The sequence below is a fragment of the Pseudoalteromonas sp. SANK 73390 genome, assembly GCF_054966645.1.
This window is the reverse complement of the sequence record NZ_ARPN01000047.1, coordinates 1-19,668: the sequence shown is the minus strand read 5'-3', so window position 1 is coordinate 19,668 and position 19,668 is coordinate 1. Positions and strand designations below refer to the sequence as shown.

Genomic DNA, 19,668 nt, shown 5'->3' with positions numbered 1-19,668 from the left:
CAATGAAAAGAAACGTAGCAGAACTATACAGTAAGATAGGATATCACTTTAACAATGAGGCATTGCTTGAGCAGGCTATGACGCACCGAAGTCATAAAGGCCAGCACAATGAGCGATTAGAGTTTCTTGGTGACTCAATTTTGAGCTTTGTTATCGCCAATGCCTTATATGAACAATTCCCAAAAGCACGTGAAGGTGATTTAAGCAGGATGCGTTCTACCTTAGTGAGAGGACAAACTTTAGCTGAGTTTGGTGTTGAGTTTAATTTAGGTGACTATTTAAGGCTTGGTCCTGGTGAGTTAAAAAGTGGTGGTTTTCGCCGTGAGTCGACACTGGCTGATGCCGTTGAGGCCATTATAGGGGCGGTCTTTTTAGACTCAGGTATTAACACCTGTAGCGACTTGATTTTAGCTTGGTATGCAACGCGCCTAGACGCAATTTCGCCTGGGCTTAATCAAAAAGATCCAAAAACACTATTACAAGAATATTTGCAAGCACGTAAATTGCCATTGCCTGGCTACACAGTGATCGATACTAAAGGGCAAGCGCATAACCAAACATTCACGGTTGAATGTATAGTGGAAGGGATGGAGAGCATAATTTCAGTAGGTAGCTCTCGTCGTAAAGCAGAACAGAAAGCCGCCGAAAAAGCATTGAAGATTTTAAAGAATGACGCTTAATACACACTGTGGCATGGTTGCCATTGTTGGTCGCCCCAATGTGGGAAAGTCAACATTATTAAACAAAATTGTTGAGCAAAAAGTGAGTATTACCTCACGTAAGCCACAAACTACTCGCCATCGTATTATGGGCATACACACTGAAGATAATTACCAAGCAGTATATGTCGATACACCGGGTTTACACATTGAAGAAAAACGAGCAATTAACCGCTTAATGAACCGTGCAGCATCAAGCTCAATTGGTGACGTTGAGCTGATTATTTTTGTTCTAGAGGGCACACTTTGGAACAATGATGATGAAATGGTATTGAATAAGGTCATGCAAAGTGGCCGGCCTGTGCTAGTGGTGATGAATAAGGTTGACCAAGTAAAAGTACAAGAAGATGTACTCAAACATATGCAATGGTTATCAGAGCAAGGTGATTTTGCAGGTATAATTCCGGTGTCTGCAAAACAAGAAAAGAATATTGATCTGGTTAAAAAAGAAGTGCGAGCCCGCTTGCCTGAATCTGAGTTTTATTTCCCAGAAGATTACGTAACCGATCGTTCAATGCGTTTTATTGCCGCAGAAATTGTGCGTGAAAAGCTTATGCGCTTTATGGGAGATGAGTTACCTTACTCTGTTACTGTTGAGATTGAGCAATTTAAATGGCAAGACAATGGTGTTTGGCAAATCAATGCGTTGATTTTGGTCGAACGTGAGTCTCAAAAACGTATGGTCATTGGTAACAAGGGCGAAAAACTCAAGGTTATTGGCCGTGAGGCACGCAAAGATTTAGAAAACATGTTAGAGAATAAAGTGTTTTTAGAGCTTTGGGTAAAAGTGAAGTCTGGCTGGGCTGATGATGAGCGTGCACTGCGCAGCTTAGGTTACGGAGAAGACTGATTGCATAACGACTTTCGGCAAGTATATTTATTGCATCGACGTGCACATAGCGACTCTCAGTTGATGCTCAATATGCTTGTTGAAGGTGTTGGTCACCTTAGCATGATAGCCCGTATTAAGGGCAAGCAATCGCTTAAACATAATGCAACTTTAAGACCCTTTACTCCTATCTTGGCCCAATACAGTGGGCGCTACGATTTAAAGTATCTAAATACCTTTGAACTGGCAAAAAATCCATTACTATTGCAGGGTAAGCAGTTGTACTGTGGTTTTTATTTAAATGAATTAACGTATCGCATTGTGCCACGCAATGAACCATTAGAGCAGGTGTTTGAGTTATATCAAACGCATTTAAACTCATTGACTGAGCAAGCGGATGTAGAGCCTATATTACGCAGTTATGAGTTTCAATTACTCAATGCGCTTGGTTTTGGTGTGGAGTTTGATATTGATGCTGATGGTGAACAAATCAGCGCAAATTTAAGCTATCAATACATACCAGAGCTTGGTTTTATGCCAACTGACACACCGCATTATGGTTTTTCAGGTGCTGTGTTGCTGGCTATGGCTGAACACGATTTTGCCAAACCCATCGTCCGCACACCCGCTAAGCATTTAAGCCGGTACTTATTAAAACCGTTGTTAGGAAACAAGGCTTTAAAGAGCCGAGAATTATTTATATCAAGGTAATGCTATGACAGATATTTTATTAGGTATTAACGTTGACCATATTGCGACGCTAAGGCAAGCGCGCGGTACTAGTTATCCAGATCCAGCTCATGCGGCTAGCGTAGCCGAACATGCAGGTGCTGATGGTATAACCATTCATTTGCGAGAAGATCGTCGGCATATCCAAGATAGAGATGTATACGTAATGGCTAAAACCATACAAACACGTATGAACCTTGAAATTGCAGTAACTGATGAAATGCTTGCTATCGCGCAAGAAGTAAAGCCTGAATATGTGTGTTTAGTGCCAGAGAAACGTGAAGAGTTGACGACCGAAGGTGGTTTAGACGTTATTGGCAATCAAACTAAAATCTCCGAGGCTGTTAAGCTACTTGCCAGCGCGGGTATTAAAGTGAGCCTGTTTATTGATGCAGACAAAGCGCAAATAGATGCAGCTAAAGCCACTGGCGCACCCTATATTGAAATTCACACTGGCGCATACGCTGATGCACATAATGATAAAGAACAAGCACAAGAGCTTGAGCGCATTCGTGAAGGTGTGCAATATGCCCACAGTATTGGCATTATTGTCAATGCGGGTCATGGCTTGCACTATCATAACGTGAAGCCGATAGCGCAAATGCCAGAAATTTACGAATTAAACATTGGTCATGCTATTATTGCTCGCGCCGCCATTGATGGCCTTGATAAAGCGGTCAGAGATATGAAGCGTTTAATGATAGAAGCAAGACAAATGTAACTTTCGTCGCAGGAAAGGTATCTTTAAAAGGTCGCTTATGTGACCTTTTTTGTTTAGATATTGACTACTTGATAAAGAGAGTAATATGGCACCCTGGCAAATTGATTTTATACAAGGAAAAAAATTATCTGCGCGATATATTCAGGATGCAGAACCTATTGCTTTGTGGTTATTTGAGCAGTTAGAGTCGTCTAAAATACCCTTTTGCTTTGGTATCAACGGCGCACAAGGCTCCGGTAAATCTACGCTTGCTGCGTATTTAGTGGCATATTTAAACGCCCATGGATACCGAGCTGATAACGTATCGTTAGACGATTTTTATTTATCTTCACAAGCGCGACAAACATGTGCTGATAAATATCACCCACTATTGTCAACTCGTGGCGTGCCAGGCACGCATGATGTAAGGCTTCTTAAGCAAGTATTAAACGAATTCAAACTGCAGTATGGTGTTACTTTGCCCCGCTTTAATAAAGTTACCGACAATCCCTATGACGAAACTAAGTGGTCGCATCATAAAGTGGCTTTGGATGTACTGATAATTGAAGGTTGGTGTTTAGGGCTTAAACCAGAACCACGAGTAAGATTGCAATATGCGGTAAATGACTGGGAACAGATAGTTGATTCAGATCGAGTATTTCGTGATCAAGTTAACCAATTTCTTAGTGACGAATATCAATCAGCCTTTACGTATTTAGATAAACTGATTTATCTTGATATTGAATGCTTTGAACGAGTTTTTGCATGGCGTTGGCAACAAGAGAGGCAGCTTACAGCAAATAATGGTAAAGGTATGGATAAGCAGCAGGTTTATGATTTTATAAAGTATTTTCAAAGGTTAACAGAGTGGGGTTTTGAGTGTCTGCCGCACCAATGTGATTTACATATAAAGGTAGATAAGCAGCACCGCTTTTATGTGAATGCTTTTTAGTATAGATATTATTTGAACTTTTGATCTGATAAGGAAAATTATGACGCCAATACTCAACATCAATCACATCCTTATACGCGCACTTCAAATCGATGATTTGGGTGCATTTGCACAATATCGTAATTGTGAATCGATAGCTCGATATCAGAGTTGGGAAAATTACACATTAGAGGATGCGCAAAAGCTCTTACAAAGTACAGATTACAGTACATTTGGTAAAGCTGGAAATTGGTATCAGCTAGCGGTAACTGACTCTCAAAGTGAGCAATTATTAGGTGATTTGGCTGTACACTTTATTGATGACCAACAAGTAGAAATTGGCTTCACAATTGCCCCTGAACATCAGGGCTTAGGTATCGCGTTTCAAAGTGTGCGACAATTATTGAGTTATTTGTTTTTAGAGCGTAACACACACCGGGTTATTGCGATTACTGATGCTGATAACTTGGCTTCACGTCAACTACTCACTAAATTAGGCTTTAGAAAAGAAGCTCATTTTGTGAAAAATATTTTATTTAAAGGAAAGTGGGGGGATGAATGCCTGTTCGCGATGTTACAAGACGAATATACGGGATAATACCAATTTTATTAATCATTGATTATTCTAGTGAGCTAAATGACACATTAGCTGTGTTAAAAATAACTCATATACAATAACGACATGCCGAATTTTTTGCTTGGCTACTCAGTTATTTATCTGTCGCTGTATCTGGCCATATATTCAATGCAATTGGTATTAAACCTCATATAATTATTTACTTTGCATTGGGCTTGATTATCGCACCCCGTTTAACGACCATAATAGGATGCTTTAAGCTATCTAGATTTTTATATGGATTGTGCTCTAGCACTATAAAATCGGCTTGCTTTCCCGCAAGCAAGGAGCCAAGCTTATCTTGTAGCTTAAATGCTTTGGCATTGCCATAAGTCATTGCAGTGATGATGTGTTGTTTACTAAGTCCAGCATTTTGCCATTGCGCCATCTCCCCAAATATAGAAACCGCATGCAAAGTACCCGGGTTGCCTGCATCTGTACCAAATGCGATGTTCAACCCAGAGTTAGCCGCTAATTTAAGGTTCGACTTTTGAATATCTTCAAAACGGCTTGAAAACATCCCCCTAAGTTGGCCAATAATAGATTGCTCCCGCTGCGTTAATTTAGCAATATCTGCTGCTGGCATATCAACCATAGGCACATATTTTAAAAGTAATTGGAACATTTGGTCTGTTTTAGCCGCATTTTGAGTTAACTGCATAAAGCTATCAATAATTGCTTTATGTGCATGGGCTTGTTCAAAGTCAGTAAATGATAGCGAACCTTTAAATAAGTCAAAATAATGGCTATATGCTGAAAGTGTAGGCATATAGGTTACGTCATACTGCTTCATTAATGTGATAAGTTCATTGTCGATAGGGTCGGTGATCACACCATGGACTAAAATATTACCGCCTGCTTTAACTGCCATTTTTGCATTGCGTAGATCTTCAACATGAATAGCTACAATTTTATTGTGCTGATGGGCTAAAGCAATTGCAGGTTGATATAAATCATATAGTTGTTCGCTCGATAGCCCTGTTTCTTGAGACCATACAATTTTAATAATATGGGTATTATATTGCAGCTGTTTTTTCACTAATTCAAGTGCGCTTTGTGTTGAATTCACCTGAGTGAAAGTATTACCATTAATACTTAACTGAGGAACTGTCATAGGAGAAAGTAAGGTACCTGCAGCGTAAATATTAGGAAAGACACCGGAGCTTGAAACCTGACGATAATGTTTCAGGTATTCTGAGGGACCACCTAAATCAAACACGGTTGTAATCCCTAGTTGTAAGTAACGTTTTAAGATGTTTGCTGTATTGTCTAATAACCACTGTTGGTCTTGCTGGTATGGGATTAGTTTAGTGGCATCTATAGTGTCAGGCCTGGTAAATGCACCACCAGACTGTGCTAAGTGAATGTGACCATCAATTAGTCCTGGTATGACCCATTTGCCCTTTAAATTAAATACCTTATAGCCAGTAGGGATTGGATTAGAGCTAGGCTGAAGCTTAATTATGTTACCTTGCTCTACCAAGATAGTGGTATTGGAAAATGCCGCAGACACACCAGGGTTAACAACATTCGCGCCTACAAATGCAATTTTATTAGGCGAATTTTCATATTCTTCAATCTTAGCCGTACTATGTAAGTTCTGACATGCAGCTATAGCGCAAAACAACAGAGCAAAGCAAAGTATGATGTAGACGTATTTGATTAAGTGCATGATATATTCCTGATAATAAAGTTACGTTATGTTTGGGCTTGTTCATATCAATTGCCATATAACGGCGCTTAAATAACGCTATAATTTCTCTAAAAATAAATTAAAAGCTATAATTTCAATGTGTTGGAGTTTAAGCTTTAGTGTTGTGAAAATCGTTTTATGATTCAGTTAGTGAGGACTTCGTGTAGAATGCTTTACGAAGGCTAATTGCTAAAATCTAATACAAAATGTTTGCTGCTTTGGGCAGGCAGTTAAGTCAGTTAAATTTGGGGAATGTATTGTGTCATCGTCATTTATTGTGTGCGAAATAAATAGAGTAACTGGCGAAGTAAAGCTCAATGGTGCCTCACATGTGCTCAGGCCAAAAACACATGAGTTACTTATGTTGTTGGCTCAAAACCCGCATCAAGTATTTTCAAAATCGCAAATTTTAACTCAAGTTTGGCAAGACAGCGTGATAGAAGAGCAGGTTGTTTTTCAGTCAATTAATGAGATAAGAAAAGCATTAGGGCAAGCGGATGTTATTACAACTTATCCAAAAAGAGGGTATAAATGGAATGTTGAACGAACGCAGTTTATTGACCCTTTAAGTATTTCGGTTCAGAAGAATAAATATTCCCTTAAGTTAGTCGCCGTTTTATTCACCGTACTTTTAGCTATCACTATTGTATATGTTGCTTTAATGAGTAGCTCTAACAGCACGATTGAAACTGATGTAAAAGAGCATAAAGGTATATTAGTGCTGCCATTTCAAATTAATGATTCTTTGCAAGATATGCAATGGCTCAGGTTTGGTGCTATGGAGGGACTGATTAGTTTAATCTCACCGAATCAGCAGGCAACTGTTTTCCATCTTGAGGATGTAATTGATATTCTTAATCGAGTCGCAATCGGTGAGCGTAAGAACATTGATAAAATCTTTCAAAGGTCAGGGGCATCTCACATACTCGAAACCTCAATTGGTGGGCAACTGGGAGAGTTAAACATTGTTTATACACTCTACACTCGGCATAAACATATTACACAAGTATTACATGCTAAAGATATAAATAGCGCACTACCAAAGTTAGCTAAACAGTTTAATCATATGCAGAGCATGACAGCGGCGCCATTGAAACAAGTGAATTTACAATTTCAAAATGAGCTGCTCGCAAACGCAATGCGGTTTTTAGAATCAGGAGACTCAGATTCTGCTCTTTCTTTTATAGAAAGCGCATTACTTAATCAACCAAATAACATCTTAGCACTGTATTTTTCAGCAAAAATAAATATGGAATTAGGCAATGCTAATGAGGCGATGTTATCGGTGGATAAAGCATTGCTTGAGTTATCAGAAAATCACCTAGATGGCTATAAGCATAGATTACAGTACTTAAAAGCTGCAGCATTGCTTAGTTTAGGGAACATACAAGAGGCTGAAAATAATTTAATACAAGCCCAAGTGCTTGCTAAAGACAGCTTTGATTGGCTTTACTATGGGTATACACACTCTATATTAGGATTGATCAGGCAGCATCAGTTACGTTTTGAACAAGCAAATCAGCATTTTAATTTGGCTTTACAATATCAGCAAATATTAAAATGCCCCATGGGTATAGCACAAGGATATTTAGATTTAGCTGGACTGTTGTTTACTCAACACAAACAACAACAAGGACAAGAGTATTTAAATTCTGCAAGCAAACTCATTGAAGAAAAAAAACTAGTTAAAGTATTACCATTGTTAAAGCAGGTAGAAAAACAATCTCAAGATGTCAATTTACGTTAGCCTGTTAATTTATATGTAACTTAACTTTTTATTAGGAAATACCTTTAACCAAAATGCGGCTTCAAAAGCAAAGCCCAACATAACAAAAATGAATAACCCGGTGGAACTGCTGTAAGTGTATGATGCGATAGCAGCAACAAGTAATGCAAAGAGTACTAAAAAGCGATATACAGTGTTCATATTCTTCCCAAAGGTGTTAAATGCACCGAATTTTTGTACCCGAGTAATATAGCAGGGTTAGTTGTTATCGGCAAATTCTACTCGTTATTATATGGCCATCAATACTACGGTGTTATATTTCAGCACTTTTATTTTTTGATAGCTCATTGAAGTTAAGCCTACTTTCTTCATGACTTGGGCTTTAACTTTTTAACGAGTTATGAGCTAATCCAAAAAGTGAATATGTTTTTATTGTATTTTTATGAATATAAACTTCTACTAAAAATCATCTATTCATTGGTAGGTGATACGTAAGTAACCATTTTTCTGATATTAGTGCCTATTCCAGCATCTAACTAAATGACAATTTTATATAAAACATCCAAGTATTACTTTGTGAAGAATTTCATTTTCATCCTAACGCTGAAATATAATATTTTTATAAAAATCAATGTTATATGGTAGGTAAAAGGTAAGTTAACTGAGTTTCACTGAGTTTTTCTTGCGTAAGTATAAGTATTTTTTGAAGATGCATGGGTTGCTGCATTCTGCCTTTTGTATTGGAGTTGTAGCGATAGGTTTATAAAGCAATTAACTTGTTAATATTGAGGGAAACATGAAAAAAAGCACATTAACAAACCTATTAGTGATGATCACGGCAGCGCTTGTAAGTGGTTCTGCATCTGCATATTCAGACCCTGAGAATTGGAACTTTGACATCGGTTGGCACGCAAGTAATGTAGCACCTGTCGAGTACGCAAATAAAGTTTATGCAGGGCAACATGACTTAAGTTCACCTGTTTATGTGTGTCAATATCTGAATCTGCCAGGTAAACATGTGAATGGAAAGTGCTATGTGAGCTACAGAGGTCGACAATATGGATCTTATTATTTCAAGAGCTTACAGACGAAGTTTGCTGGTTTAGAGTGGTCAGCTCGTATAAAAGGGCCTGTAGTACCTGGAGTTAAACCAAATGATATTAGAGGTGATGCCGTAGTGGGTGGCTCTGAAGGGCATGACGTATATATCTGCCGAGGTAAATATTATAATCATACAGTTGTTGGTAAGTTTGTACGTGGCCATGGTTGTTATTATAGCCATGCTGGGCGTGAACATTTACTCAGTGTTAGTGAAGACAAGTTCCAAGTATTAATTGATACAAAACAAAGCTGGCGATAGCCTTTTCTGGCAATTGTGATCTTACCTAATTACAATTGCCTAACTGCTAGAAGAAAAAATTTATTTTAAGTTTCTTAATCATATTCCGCCTTTCATACAATTACTTTAAAATACATTCTTCACTCATTTTTTGAAAGTTTTAGCTTGTTATTGTGAAATTTAAATTAATGCGATTTTATAAATACATTTCCTTTTATATCTATTAATATTTCAATCATAAAAATGTGGATTTATAACAAGATTTAGGTGTATAAGAGATTGCTGTTTTTAGCATGTGAAGTGCGCCGATGGAATTAGATAATAGGATGTTTAGTAATGCTTAATAAAAGTCAGGTACAACAACCATTAACTGATTTTGAAAAATTCTCAGCGGTTAAATATTTAGATCTTTACATCTGTTTTAAAGAAAGAAAAGTTTATAAAAATAAATGTGACCTTAAGCTTAGTGAGCTCTCCTTTCGTTTACTTGTGACTTTACTTTATTATGCACCACAACCGTTGTCGAGTGCTCAATTATTAGATCTAGTGTGGGGTGAAGTGATCACAGGGGATGAAAACGTAAAACAGCGGATCCGGATGTTACGTTTGGCACTTGGTCAAAATGAAGAAAGGCAATATATAAAGAATGCTAGGGGTAAAGGCTATTATATTGATGCGTCAGTAAGTTGGTTACAACCTACTTATAATCTATTTGATGCAACACCGAGTAAGTTGTTATTTTATGGTGTTGGTGTAGTAACCCTATTAATAACCACATGGTTTTTTTATTTTAAAAAAAATAATGTTAGCCACCAAGGTTTAGAGTTTACCGTCAAACGCGAGCAAGCAATTCGTTTTACGGCTGTTAGTAATAAATTAGCATTTTGTTTTGACGGTTTTGATGACTATATAGAAGTTGCCGACACTGATGATTTAGACGTTGCCACAGGAGATTTCTCTATAACTGCTTGGCTGAGAACTCAAACGTTAGAACAACGAGTGATTGTTGATAAGCGCTATGAAGATCAAACGGGCTATGTGCAAGGGTATGTATTATTTGTAGATGAAGGACGGCTCGGTTTTCAATTAGCTGATGGAAATGGGAGTTGGTATTGTGAGCAATCCGATGCGTCATGTACAACTTATCTTTCAAAAGCTTTTATAGCTGATGGTCAGTGGCACCATATAGCTGTGTCAATTGATCGTGATGATCCTCGTGGCATGCGTTTTTTTGTTGATGGAGAACAAACTTGCCGCCATGACCCAACAAAGAGAATGGGGTCACTTGCCAATGATATGCCCCTTAGAATTGGTAGCCGCTCGTCTTATTTAACGGGGTTATTCCGAGGACAAATAGCAGAAGTTGCGCTGTATCATAGGGCACTGGAAAAACGTTATATTGCCAGTGAGTTTAATAAGGGGAATGTACGCCGCTGTTACAGTATTGCTAACAAAGGAGGTGTGCCGCAAGTAGCGAGCCATCAAAGTTATAATCTACAATAACGCAGATTATGCTCTAATTACACATTTATGATTTGATAGATACGTAGCTAACATATGGCAAGTTTTCTGTATTTTGGTGTAATGTACCAGGTAGTGTTTTCAAACATAAAAAGTCATTCTTGAATCGGTAAAGGACCTGCATTGAGGCCCATTTATTTTAGTCTGATCTTTCATCAACAATATTTGAAGTGCTGATAGGCTTAACAATGGTGAAATGCTTTTTCTGCCAATGCTTGCGCCAGCATATCAGAAGCATCAACAAACTCTTTGTGGTATTTATCCAGTGGTAATAAAGGTAAATCTGTACATGCTAAAATCAATTTATCTGACTTTAGCTGTGCAACGATTTCATCAAATTGAGCAACCGTATCTGGGTGCTCGCCACCAAGGCGTTTTATATCACTGACTAGTGAGTCCATTGCCGCTGGTTTCGGGGTTTCTAACGGATACTTTTTAGCACTGGGGGTGTAGGGAGAATATTGACCAAATTCAATCACTTTACTAATTGATAGTAAAGCGACATTGCCATGTTTCTTAATGTAATTTTCGACTACGTCAACAATAGAGATGAATTCAATATTTAGTTTGAGTTGGTTAATTTTATCAGCAAAATAATGTAGTACATTACAGGCAATACACACATAATCTACTTGACTGTTTAAGCGTTGCAGTACCTCTTGTAATCTTTGCCATAAGATAGCCTCGTTGCTTTTTATATCCATGGCTAACCCAAGTTGCGGAATTGAATATACGACAACTTCGGGCGCGCTTAAGTCACCTTGGTAATGTTCTTTATACAAAGACTTATTGTGCTTTAAAACCTTCTGCCAGAGGTTAATACCGGCATCGGGGCCTGCACCCGTAATGATGCCGATGCGCCCAGGTGTGGTAATTTGATTCATTGTTGACTCCTTAGCATGCGTTTTCTTTGCAAGGTCCAGTTATTAATTCTGTTATGGAATGATACCACGAGCAACCCGGTAAAAATGATTACACACGCGGTAGCTGAAGTGTTGGTAACTTGTTCGTTTAATAAAATATAAGAGGTGATAATGCCAAATACTGGAACGAGTAAGTTGAATGGTACAACCATATTTGCAGGGTAGCGTTTTAGTAGCCAACCCCACAGTGCAAATGCTAATACAGTACCTAGGAGTGATGTGTAGTAAATCGAAAAGCCGCCCATTAAACTCATATTTTTAAAAGCGTGCCATTGCCCAGTCTCAAGTATTAAAGACAAGCCTAATAAAGGGATAGGTGGAACTAAACAACCCCAGATCAGCAAAGCGAGCATATCTACATTACCTGCTCGTTTCATAATTATGCTGCTGGCACCATAAAAAAATGCAGCGCCGAGCACAAGTAAAAACGCACTAATAGAGGTAAAGCTTTCTTTATCTGTTGCTATCAAAGCTATTCCAGATAAGCCAATGAGCACTCCAAGTATTTGTATTTTATTAGGAAACTCTTGTAAAACAAAAGCAGACAATATCAATGCAAATAATACTGCTGTTTGCAGTACCAAAGAGGTTAACCCAGAAGGCATGCCCCATTTCATCCCAACATACATAAGGCTGAACATAAGCACATAGTTCATGCCAAATAGTAGCAAAAATAATGGACTGACTTTAGGGCGTTTAATAAAAAGACCAAAGGAATACTCGCGGTTAAAAAGCGCAGTGCAGCATTAAAAATAGGCGGAAATCCTTGCATACCAATTTCTATTACCGCAAAAGCGGAGCCCCAAATTAATGTTACAAATATTGCAACCAGTATATGTGGGAACTTCATACCATCGCCTCATGTTGAGTGGGTAGTACAACACCCTCTTCAGTTAAATAGTCATTAAAGTAACTGCTTAAGGTGTGATTGATATTAAAATAGCTCTGAGTATCTTGATTGAACGTTTTATGCACAAAATGTTTGTCTTTAGTACGTTCATATTGAGCCACATAATACGCTTTTTGTTTTATGATAGTGCTTAAGGCTTCGCTAAGTGTATCTATATCACCCTTGTTGGAATATAAGCCAATACTTGCTCTTACCATTCCTTGATAAAGCGGGAGTTGATCTTCATCTTCAATGTCTCATAACTCGTCAACGAGGCATTCTCGCACAAATGGGTGGGCGCAAAAGCAATCATTTCGAACTACTATGGCAAAGTAATCATTTAGTATTAGTGTTAACAGTTCATGAGGTAAACCTCTAATATTAAAGCTGATTACACCAATTCGCTGCGTTTTAACAGAATCAGCATACACTTTTATGCCATCCAACTGTTTTAAAGTATTGATTAAATACTGAGTGAGCATACATTCTTTTTGATAAATGACTGGCATGCCTATTTGCCTTAAAAACTCTAATGTTGTTGCCAACATAAAGGTTCCAGGAATATTTAAGGTGCCTGCGTGCTCTTTATCAAATATCTGTTCAGAGAGGGTGAAATCGAATTTTGAAACTTGTGCAACCATGCCTCCCCCATAAAACTCTGGTTTTAATTGACTCAGCAACTGGGTTTTTCCTATCAAGACTCCAGGAGAGCCTGGGGCATACGTTTTATGGCCAGAAAACACAAAAAAGTCGATATTTCTTTGAGGGTTTTCTTGAGCAAGTTCAATGGGGGCATGTGCTGCTATCTGAGCGCCACCGACAACAATATACGCACCATACTTATGAGCGATTTCGGCAATATCATAGATTGGACTGATGTGCCCCGAGACATTACTTGCTGCAGTCACCGCAATATAATTCAATTGCAGTTGATGCTGCTGGCATAGTAACTCTATTTTTTTAAATCAATGCCTTGAAACTCTCCATCGCTGTCATAAATGTCGATGTGGATTACTTTATTACCATGAGCTCGGTGTGGCAAGTCGTTAGAGTGGTGCTCCATTAAAGATACTAATACCGTTTTTTTGTCGCGACGTAATTCGCTCAGGCCTTTAGCAAGGCGATTCAAAGGCGATGTAGCACCATTACCATGGAAAATGGCACTGTAACCTTGTTCTGCACCGAAAAATGATAAAATACTTTGGTGAGCCCAAGTTACCACGCCGGAGCTAACTTTTGCACTCAGATGAACTGATGAATGCGTATTTGAATAATATTTTAAGAACGCTTGAGTTGCTTGCTGTGCTGGCAACAATGCTAAAGTTGAAGCGGCTGAGTCTAAATATGTTCGAGGGAGGTTTTTACCCTGTGCATTAACACACATAAGATCAGTACCTATAAAGGCTTTTTTAAAACAATTAAACGACATCAGCTTCTTCCTTGTGCTTTATTTCGGTAAAATTTTCCTCAAAATAGCTATCATCATCACAAAACAAATTAATGAACGGTTGTGGTAACTCATAAACTTGTTTGGCCACAAATATGCCAAGACGAATTCTTTCTATATAGATATCGTTGAATATATTCACAAATAGTAAGTCTGGATTACTTTGTGCGATACGATAAAATAGCGTTGCTAAAATTAGGTTACACTTGGGGTTACTGCCTTCTTTCATGACCAGTGGTAACCCTTCAGGACCGGTGATTGCATATACGCTTTTACCTACTTCAATACTGCAACTATCAAGGTCGATACAACGTACTAAGTCAGGGTCTTCACTCGTTAATTTTTGAAAGCCCTCGGGGTTTTTTTTAATCTTTTGGCGCAATAGTGTGGAGGCCTTATTTCGTGATGCGCTCTCAAAAATCACCTCCACTGTAGTGACTGGAATTTGAGCGTGCTGCAAAATACTGACATAGTTTTGTGGCAGGGCAAATTGTTGTTTTAGCTGTTCTCGCTGCTCAGAACTAATACCAATATCATTGACCCATAAGATCAGACGAGCAGTAATCGATTGTTTGACAAGGGCACGGTATACTGCGACACCTAAAGCAAATGAAAAATGTTCAGCTTCCCTTCGTGAGATAACTCTGACAATTGGGGGGCAACATAATAGTGACCTGCAAGTATGGCAACCTCTTTATTCTGTTTTGCTGTTTTGGTCTGAATGATCTTTGCGACTAAAGATGATGGTGCTTGAGGCAAATGACTTTGCATAACATATCACTCCACTTATAATTTTTCGATGATATAAATGTCGTGATCTGTATTTTTGGATTCTTCGATAACTTGACAGCTTCCACGTTGGCAAAAGCGTGCTAAGTCGCTTTTTGTATTTGGATCTGTGATAAGTAATTTAAGTAAATCTCCTGAAGCTATATTCTTCAGTGCTTTTTTTGTTCTTAATAGCGGGACTTGGCAGGTGAAGCCTTTTAAATCCAACTCCTGTGCTATATTCATCGTTCATTCCTTTTTTAGAATAATAATTTACTCGTACACTAAACTGTATTACACGACGTGCATGCAGTTCCGGTTGGCAGCGAGATTGCTGAGCAACCTTCATACGCATGAAAATAAAACATCGCTGTCATCTTAACCTAAAAAATTAACTGTTGCGTTTCTTTTTTGTTTCTTTGTTTTTACATTTTATTTTTACTCGAATTTTAATGAATATAGATTTACAAAAAGCAGAATTGAACTAAATCATTAGATTCAACGCATTACCTTTTTTAGGATTAGTTTTTTGACTAAAAAACAATACTTAGTTATTATTTTTACTATTTATTTATCAATAAGTAACGATATGTGTAGCGTAAAAGGGTGCGACAATTTGTCACATCTGTAAAAGCACGTGAGCTTCTATAATACGAAGAAAATAATAACAACGCTGTCAAAATATGCTTAAACTTTTGTTATCCTGGCATAAAAAGCTTGCCTTATTTGCTGTCATTCCTTTTATGGTGTGGGCATTAAGTGGTTTACTCCATCCTATGATGTCGCACTTTACAAAAGCTGAGCGGCTCAGTGACCGTGTATCACCTATTGATTACTCAAAACTTGAAAATTATCAGCCAATTAAAGAAGTTTTACAGCGAGAGAACATAGTACGCTTTAGTCATGCCAGCCTTGTTGAGTACCAAAATATCTATTATTACCAAGTGGCTTATTTGGAACAAGGGCTGCGGAAAATTGCTTATTTTCCTCTTAGTAAGAGTAAGGTGGCGGCATCGCTTTCAGACCCTCAATATGCAGAATACTTGGCCCATAAATGGGCGTTACAGGGTACTATCAGTGTTGAAAAGCTTACTGAATTTGATACAGCGTATGGGGAAATCAATCGTATTTTACCTGTTTATCGTGTATCGCTAGATAATGGTAACCGTCTATATATAGACACCCTAGGGCAGAGAATTTCAGCGCATAATACGCAATTACGTGAACAGCTCTCTTATTGGTTTAGAACACTACACACCTTTAGCTTTATAGGTGATAAGCATAGTTATATTCGCATTATTCCTATGTTGATTGTGACCGTAGCACTATTTTTTATGGGTCTACTGGGCTTAATTGCTTACAGCGTATTATGGAAAAAGCTCAGCAACAAGCAGTGGAAAGTGGCTAAATTGCACCGAGTATCCGGTTTGGTTTTAAGTTTATGTATGTTGGGTTTTGCATCGAGTAGTTCACATATTTTAATCGATAAGTTTTATCCGCAAATATTCCGTACATTAATACCAGCAAATTCGATTCAAACTGCTCAGATAAATCATGACCCGATATCAGTACTAGCGCAAGCGCAAGGCGATAATTTTGTGTTGGTGAGTGTAGGGCAAGGTGTTTATAGTCAAGTTGTGACAAGTGAAAACCGCACTCAGCATTATCAATACTGGCAGCAAAATCAAGCGGCTATAAGCAATACTATACTTGCAAAAAGTATCTTGCAAAACCAGTTAAATGTGAGAGGTGAGCTGATTCATAGCCAAAAAGTTGATAAATTTGGGCCAACTTATGGTTTTATCAATAAACGCTTACCCGTTATGCAGCTTCGTTATCAATCACAGCCAGACGTATTGTATAGTATAGAGCTTAGTTCAGGCTATATTGCTGCTATCGAGAATAGCTGGCAAAAAGCACGGAGTTTGCATTTTGGATACTTACACAAGTATCATTTCTTAAATCTACTTTCTAAAGAAGTAAGAGATATCATTATTACCCTAATTATACTGGGCTTGGTATTTAGCGCAGCCATGGGACTTTGTTTATATTTAGCGCGCCGAAAAAGGCAGCAGCAAGCTTTACAACGTCGTTTATCAACTATCTAATCACAATAAAACTAAAAGGAATATCATGGATCCTCGCTTTTCATACTCTTTGCTCGCCCTTACTCTGGTGCAAGTTTACCCATATAAAGCAAATGCAGAGACCTTAGTAGATGATAATGTTGAGCGGATCACGGTTACTTCCACGCGCACAGCTAAAGCAAATATAGATTTACCACTAAGTATTGGCAGTGTCTCATCGCAAACGTTAGCCAATGATAACGCGCAGCACATATCAGATTCACTACAAACGATTTCAGGTGTGTTATTGAACCAGTTATCTGGTGGGCAAGGGCATAATGCAGCTATACGCATGCCGATTAATTTTGGTGGCTATACTTTGTATTTACAAGACAATATCCCATTACAATCTGCTGCGTTCTACAATCACAACGCGTTATGGTGGGCAAGTAGTAATGCCAGTTTGTCGCGTTTAGAAGTATTAAAAGGAGCTGGTACAAGCTTGCATGGATCCGGTGCCGTGGCAGCCACTGTGAATGTTATTTCAGCGCCTATAGCAACTAATAGCAATACACTTTCTTTAACATTAGCAGAGCAGGGGTATAAGCGTTTTGCAGGCAGCTTTACACAGCTGAATGAGACTAATGATGGTTTTCGTGTATCAGGGGCATACCTTAGTAATGCCGGATGGCGTACGCATAGCGCTGTAGATAAAGCGGAAATTAATTTACTTCATGAAAAACAGCTTGATGACAAGCAGCATTTTAAAACATCTTTAGTTGTTTCTTCTTTAGAACAACAAATGCTGAATACGTTGACTGAAGCGCAATTTATTCAAGACCCAATGCAGGCCGGTTTACCTGAGGAAGTGTTGCAGATAGACCCTAAGCGTAAAACCGATTACTTTCGTTTAAGTACAGAATATCGTTTTGATAGTAATGATTTCTACGCATCGGTGATACCCTATGCACGTTATCGAACCAACGATTATATTGCCACATGGCAACCTAACATGCCTAAAGTGGAGTCAACCGTCACGTCATTTGGGGTGCTTGCACTTAGCAACTTTATTCACAGTAGTGGTGGAGAAACCACATTAGGTGTTGATGTTGAGCACTCATCAGGTGAGGGGTATTCTTTTCAGCCGACTGAACGCACAACCAGTGGCTGGGGGGCTGCGACTTACCCAAAAGACCATGTGTTTTATAAAAACGATACTACCTTTATCGGCGTTTCTCCTTATGTTCAGCACTTAGGCTATTTTTCACCGAATTTAAGCTATTCACTGGGTGTTCGCTTTGATCATAATAAGTACACGTTTGATAATGCTTTGCCAGTTTATAGTGATGATGGTTTTGGTAATCGGTCGATTGCATCTCGCTCTGATACATTTAAGCATTTAAGTCCTAAACTGAGCTTAAATTATTTGCTAAATGCACAGTCGAGTATTTATAGTCGATATGCTCAAGCTATTCGCATTCCAACTGCTGCACAATTGTATAACCTAAAAACCGAACAAAGTAGCGCGCAATTGGGCAGCATTAATGAGGAAACCTCTGATACTTACGAGATAGGGTACAAAGCCAATTTTGATAAATTATCTATTGAACTTGCCTATTACTTAATGGATGTAAACGACGCCATAGTTACCGCTTATGATGACTTGGGTGCTTCGTATCGTGTGAATGCATCAAGCGTTGAGCACATTGGTGCTGAGTTAGGACTCACTTATAATTTTAATAAAGCGTTTTCATTTGCATTAGCATACAGTCAATCTAAACATAAGTTTAAACATTATATTCAAGATAAAGGACGGATTGACCGCAAAACTCAGCAAATGCTAGAGCAAGACTTATCAGGTAAAAGCCTGCAAATGGCACCTGATTATGTTGCCAATATAAGGTTTAATTATACCAGCCAAACAATAGCAGGGCTGCTTGTTACAGCAGAGGTACAAAGCATTGGTGACTATTACTTAAATGTTGAAAATACACAGCAGTATTCGGGCTATACCGTAATTAATTTTAAAGCCAATTATGCGTTAACAAATAAGCTGAAGCTGCACGCTCGAGTAAGCAACTTCAACGATAGAAAGTATGCCTTACAAAATGAAATTCGCTATGGTAGAACGCGTATTCAACCGGGCGCGCCGAGAACACTGTATGTTGGTCTAAAGTACCAATTTTAGCGATGTAAATAGCACGCAAAGTTAGAAAGGTAGAGGCTTGTATATGGCCGTATCTATCTTTGTGTGTTTTCAGCTCATATAAGATGGTAAGACTTACATTCTTGAGCTAAATTCTTTAAACGTTTTTTTGGTCAGCCAGCTTTTTTAAAACAGCAAAGGTAACTAACAAATACAACACAGTAGCTATGTGCTTTAAAACCACTTTATATGGTGCTTGAGCTTCATAGGCAAGCCAACCATCGGTAACTGGCATAACGATGCCAAATAAGGCACACCACATTAAAACAACATAGTGTTTTGAATAAAGAAGGTAACCAAGAACCACAGAGATAAAAACTGTTCGCGAACCATATATTACTATCCAATCAGCATCAGCAATGGCAAATAACCCTGCTCCCCTGACAGTTGCAAACGACATAGGGTCAAAGTATGCAAATGCACCATAAAAGGCCTGTAGTAGAATCATTAGTAAAACTAAAGTGATTGCTACTTTTTCTAATTTAGTTGTGTTATTTGTCATATTTTATTTACTTAAACCTAGGGAGTGTTTCGCGCTTAATTGCTTAAAATATCAAACTGTATAA

23 protein-coding genes are annotated in these 19,668 nt (G+C 38.3%); 11 read left to right on the top strand and 12 right to left on the bottom strand.

Annotation, left to right across the window (positions count from 1 at the left end; translation table 11 throughout):
- The first annotated feature begins 2 nt into the window (after positions 1 to 2).
- From rnc to SANK73390_RS05515, 6 genes are all read left to right on the top strand, one after another.
- Positions 3 to 680: a ribonuclease III gene (rnc, locus tag SANK73390_RS05540; RefSeq protein WP_261593302.1), complete on the top strand. Its 678-nt coding sequence runs from the start codon at positions 3 to 5 to the stop codon at positions 678 to 680.
- Positions 670 to 1,569 carry a GTPase Era gene (gene era, locus SANK73390_RS05535; RefSeq protein ID WP_462764502.1) on the top strand — a complete coding sequence of 300 codons (900 nt, stop codon included), beginning with the start codon at positions 670 to 672 and terminating at the stop codon, positions 1,567 to 1,569. Before rnc ends, era begins: the two co-directional genes overlap by 11 nt.
- Complete coding sequence (gene recO / locus SANK73390_RS05530) at positions 1,570 to 2,259, top strand: DNA repair protein RecO (RefSeq protein ID WP_462764501.1); 690 nt, start codon at positions 1,570 to 1,572, stop codon at positions 2,257 to 2,259.
- 4 nt (positions 2,260 to 2,263) lie between these two features.
- Positions 2,264 to 2,998 (top strand): pyridoxine 5'-phosphate synthase, encoded by a 735-nt coding sequence (gene pdxJ, locus SANK73390_RS05525; protein ID WP_462764499.1) that lies wholly within the window; start codon positions 2,264 to 2,266, stop codon positions 2,996 to 2,998.
- Between the two features lie 85 nt (positions 2,999 to 3,083).
- Entirely contained in the window at positions 3,084 to 3,929 is an 846-nt protein-coding gene (locus SANK73390_RS05520; RefSeq protein WP_462764497.1) for a kinase, read from the top strand.
- A 40-nt stretch (positions 3,930 to 3,969) separates the two neighbouring features.
- Positions 3,970 to 4,506: a GNAT family N-acetyltransferase gene (locus SANK73390_RS05515; RefSeq protein WP_462764496.1), complete on the top strand. Its 537-nt coding sequence runs from the start codon at positions 3,970 to 3,972 to the stop codon at positions 4,504 to 4,506.
- Positions 4,507 to 4,684: 178 nt separating this feature from the next.
- On the opposite strand, the gene SANK73390_RS05510 is transcribed toward SANK73390_RS05515, so the two are convergent.
- Entirely contained in the window at positions 4,685 to 6,196 is a 1,512-nt protein-coding gene (locus SANK73390_RS05510) for an amidohydrolase family protein (protein ID WP_462764494.1), read from the bottom strand.
- Positions 6,197 to 6,476: 280 nt separating this feature from the next.
- Between SANK73390_RS05510 and SANK73390_RS05505 the strand changes: the two genes are divergently transcribed.
- Positions 6,477 to 7,964: a winged helix-turn-helix domain-containing protein gene (locus SANK73390_RS05505; protein ID WP_462764493.1), complete on the top strand. Its 1,488-nt coding sequence runs from the start codon at positions 6,477 to 6,479 to the stop codon at positions 7,962 to 7,964.
- Positions 7,965 to 7,973: 9 nt separating this feature from the next.
- On the opposite strand, the gene SANK73390_RS05500 is transcribed toward SANK73390_RS05505, so the two are convergent.
- Positions 7,974 to 8,144, bottom strand: coding sequence for a hypothetical protein (locus tag SANK73390_RS05500; protein ID WP_462764491.1), 171 nt, complete (start codon positions 8,142 to 8,144; stop codon positions 7,974 to 7,976).
- Positions 8,145 to 8,739: 595 nt separating this feature from the next.
- Here SANK73390_RS05500 and SANK73390_RS05495 point away from each other — a divergent pair.
- Both SANK73390_RS05495 and SANK73390_RS05490 read left to right on the top strand, forming a co-directional pair.
- Complete coding sequence (locus SANK73390_RS05495; protein WP_462764490.1) at positions 8,740 to 9,303, top strand: DM9 repeat-containing protein; 564 nt, start codon at positions 8,740 to 8,742, stop codon at positions 9,301 to 9,303.
- 315 nt (positions 9,304 to 9,618) lie between these two features.
- Positions 9,619 to 10,785 (top strand): LamG-like jellyroll fold domain-containing protein, encoded by a 1,167-nt coding sequence (locus tag SANK73390_RS05490; RefSeq protein ID WP_462764488.1) that lies wholly within the window; start codon positions 9,619 to 9,621, stop codon positions 10,783 to 10,785.
- A gap of 200 nt (positions 10,786 to 10,985) precedes the next feature.
- Here the strand turns inward: SANK73390_RS05490 and SANK73390_RS05485 are convergent, their stop codons facing one another.
- From SANK73390_RS05485 to SANK73390_RS05445, 9 genes are all read right to left on the bottom strand, one after another.
- Complete coding sequence (locus SANK73390_RS05485; RefSeq protein WP_462764487.1) at positions 10,986 to 11,687, bottom strand: aspartate/glutamate racemase family protein; 702 nt, start codon at positions 11,685 to 11,687, stop codon at positions 10,986 to 10,988.
- Entirely contained in the window at positions 11,684 to 12,355 is a 672-nt protein-coding gene (locus SANK73390_RS05480) for a DMT family transporter (RefSeq protein WP_462764566.1), read from the bottom strand. Before SANK73390_RS05480 ends, SANK73390_RS05485 begins: the two co-directional genes overlap by 4 nt.
- A gap of 23 nt (positions 12,356 to 12,378) precedes the next feature.
- Positions 12,379 to 12,576 (bottom strand): EamA family transporter, encoded by a 198-nt coding sequence (locus tag SANK73390_RS05475; RefSeq protein WP_462764485.1) that lies wholly within the window; start codon positions 12,574 to 12,576, stop codon positions 12,379 to 12,381.
- A complete protein-coding gene (locus SANK73390_RS05470) occupies positions 12,573 to 12,737 on the bottom strand; it encodes a hypothetical protein (protein ID WP_462764484.1) in 165 nt (54 codons plus the stop codon). Before SANK73390_RS05470 ends, SANK73390_RS05475 begins: the two co-directional genes overlap by 4 nt.
- 135 nt (positions 12,738 to 12,872) lie before the next feature.
- Positions 12,873 to 13,538 carry an aminotransferase class V-fold PLP-dependent enzyme gene (locus SANK73390_RS05465; RefSeq protein ID WP_462764482.1) on the bottom strand — a complete coding sequence of 222 codons (666 nt, stop codon included), beginning with the start codon at positions 13,536 to 13,538 and terminating at the stop codon, positions 12,873 to 12,875.
- Positions 13,539 to 13,567: 29 nt separating this feature from the next.
- Positions 13,568 to 14,044, bottom strand: a complete 477-nt coding sequence (locus tag SANK73390_RS05460) for an aminotransferase class V-fold PLP-dependent enzyme (protein ID WP_462764481.1) — start codon at positions 14,042 to 14,044, stop codon at positions 13,568 to 13,570.
- Positions 14,034 to 14,444, bottom strand: a complete 411-nt coding sequence (locus SANK73390_RS05455) for a hypothetical protein (protein ID WP_462764479.1) — start codon at positions 14,442 to 14,444, stop codon at positions 14,034 to 14,036. The genes SANK73390_RS05460 and SANK73390_RS05455 overlap by 11 nt, the downstream gene beginning before the upstream one ends.
- Before the next feature lie 218 nt (positions 14,445 to 14,662).
- On the bottom strand, positions 14,663 to 14,833 hold the full coding sequence (locus tag SANK73390_RS05450; protein WP_462764477.1) for a hypothetical protein: 171 nt from the start codon (positions 14,831 to 14,833) through the stop codon (positions 14,663 to 14,665).
- Between the two features lie 15 nt (positions 14,834 to 14,848).
- The gene (locus SANK73390_RS05445; protein ID WP_462764475.1) at positions 14,849 to 15,076 is read right to left on the bottom strand and encodes a sulfurtransferase TusA family protein; all 228 of its coding nucleotides are present in this window, start codon (positions 15,074 to 15,076) and stop codon (positions 14,849 to 14,851) included.
- Positions 15,077 to 15,513: 437 nt separating this feature from the next.
- Here SANK73390_RS05445 and SANK73390_RS05440 point away from each other — a divergent pair, with 437 nt between their 5' ends.
- Both SANK73390_RS05440 and SANK73390_RS05435 read left to right on the top strand, forming a co-directional pair.
- Entirely contained in the window at positions 15,514 to 16,938 is a 1,425-nt protein-coding gene (locus tag SANK73390_RS05440) for a hypothetical protein (protein WP_462764473.1), read from the top strand.
- 25 nt (positions 16,939 to 16,963) lie between these two features.
- Complete coding sequence (locus SANK73390_RS05435; RefSeq protein ID WP_462764471.1) at positions 16,964 to 19,084, top strand: TonB-dependent receptor; 2,121 nt, start codon at positions 16,964 to 16,966, stop codon at positions 19,082 to 19,084.
- A gap of 115 nt (positions 19,085 to 19,199) precedes the next feature.
- Here the strand turns inward: SANK73390_RS05435 and SANK73390_RS05430 are convergent, their stop codons facing one another.
- Positions 19,200 to 19,604 (bottom strand): DUF4267 domain-containing protein, encoded by a 405-nt coding sequence (locus SANK73390_RS05430; protein WP_462764469.1) that lies wholly within the window; start codon positions 19,602 to 19,604, stop codon positions 19,200 to 19,202.
- Between the last annotated feature and the right edge of the window lie 64 nt (positions 19,605 to 19,668).

Excerpts from the sequence above, each read along its gene's own strand:
- rnc (WP_261593302.1), top strand. The coding sequence starts at position 3 with ATGAAAAGAAACGTAGCAGAACTATACAGTAAGATAGGATATCACTTT.
- era (WP_462764502.1), top strand. The coding sequence starts at position 670 with ATGACGCTTAATACACACTGTGGCATGGTTGCCATTGTTGGTCGCCCC.
- pdxJ (WP_462764499.1), top strand. The coding sequence starts at position 2,264 with ATGACAGATATTTTATTAGGTATTAACGTTGACCATATTGCGACGCTA.
- SANK73390_RS05520 (WP_462764497.1), top strand. The coding sequence starts at position 3,084 with ATGGCACCCTGGCAAATTGATTTTATACAAGGAAAAAAATTATCTGCG.
- SANK73390_RS05515 (WP_462764496.1), top strand. The coding sequence starts at position 3,970 with ATGACGCCAATACTCAACATCAATCACATCCTTATACGCGCACTTCAA.
- SANK73390_RS05510 (WP_462764494.1), bottom strand. The coding sequence starts at position 6,196 with ATGCACTTAATCAAATACGTCTACATCATACTTTGCTTTGCTCTGTTG.
- SANK73390_RS05500 (WP_462764491.1), bottom strand. The coding sequence starts at position 8,144 with ATGAACACTGTATATCGCTTTTTAGTACTCTTTGCATTACTTGTTGCT.
- SANK73390_RS05495 (WP_462764490.1), top strand. The coding sequence starts at position 8,740 with ATGAAAAAAAGCACATTAACAAACCTATTAGTGATGATCACGGCAGCG.
- SANK73390_RS05490 (WP_462764488.1), top strand. The coding sequence starts at position 9,619 with ATGCTTAATAAAAGTCAGGTACAACAACCATTAACTGATTTTGAAAAA.
- SANK73390_RS05485 (WP_462764487.1), bottom strand. The coding sequence starts at position 11,687 with ATGAATCAAATTACCACACCTGGGCGCATCGGCATCATTACGGGTGCA.
- SANK73390_RS05480 (WP_462764566.1), bottom strand. The coding sequence starts at position 12,355 with ATGTATGTTGGGATGAAATGGGGCATGCCTTCTGGGTTAACCTCTTTG.
- SANK73390_RS05475 (WP_462764485.1), bottom strand. The coding sequence starts at position 12,576 with ATGAAGTTCCCACATATACTGGTTGCAATATTTGTAACATTAATTTGG.
- SANK73390_RS05460 (WP_462764481.1), bottom strand. The coding sequence starts at position 14,044 with ATGTCGTTTAATTGTTTTAAAAAAGCCTTTATAGGTACTGATCTTATG.
- SANK73390_RS05450 (WP_462764477.1), bottom strand. The coding sequence starts at position 14,833 with ATGCAAAGTCATTTGCCTCAAGCACCATCATCTTTAGTCGCAAAGATC.
- SANK73390_RS05445 (WP_462764475.1), bottom strand. The coding sequence starts at position 15,076 with ATGAATATAGCACAGGAGTTGGATTTAAAAGGCTTCACCTGCCAAGTC.
- SANK73390_RS05440 (WP_462764473.1), top strand. The coding sequence starts at position 15,514 with ATGCTTAAACTTTTGTTATCCTGGCATAAAAAGCTTGCCTTATTTGCT.
- SANK73390_RS05435 (WP_462764471.1), top strand. The coding sequence starts at position 16,964 with ATGGATCCTCGCTTTTCATACTCTTTGCTCGCCCTTACTCTGGTGCAA.
- SANK73390_RS05430 (WP_462764469.1), bottom strand. The coding sequence starts at position 19,604 with ATGACAAATAACACAACTAAATTAGAAAAAGTAGCAATCACTTTAGTT.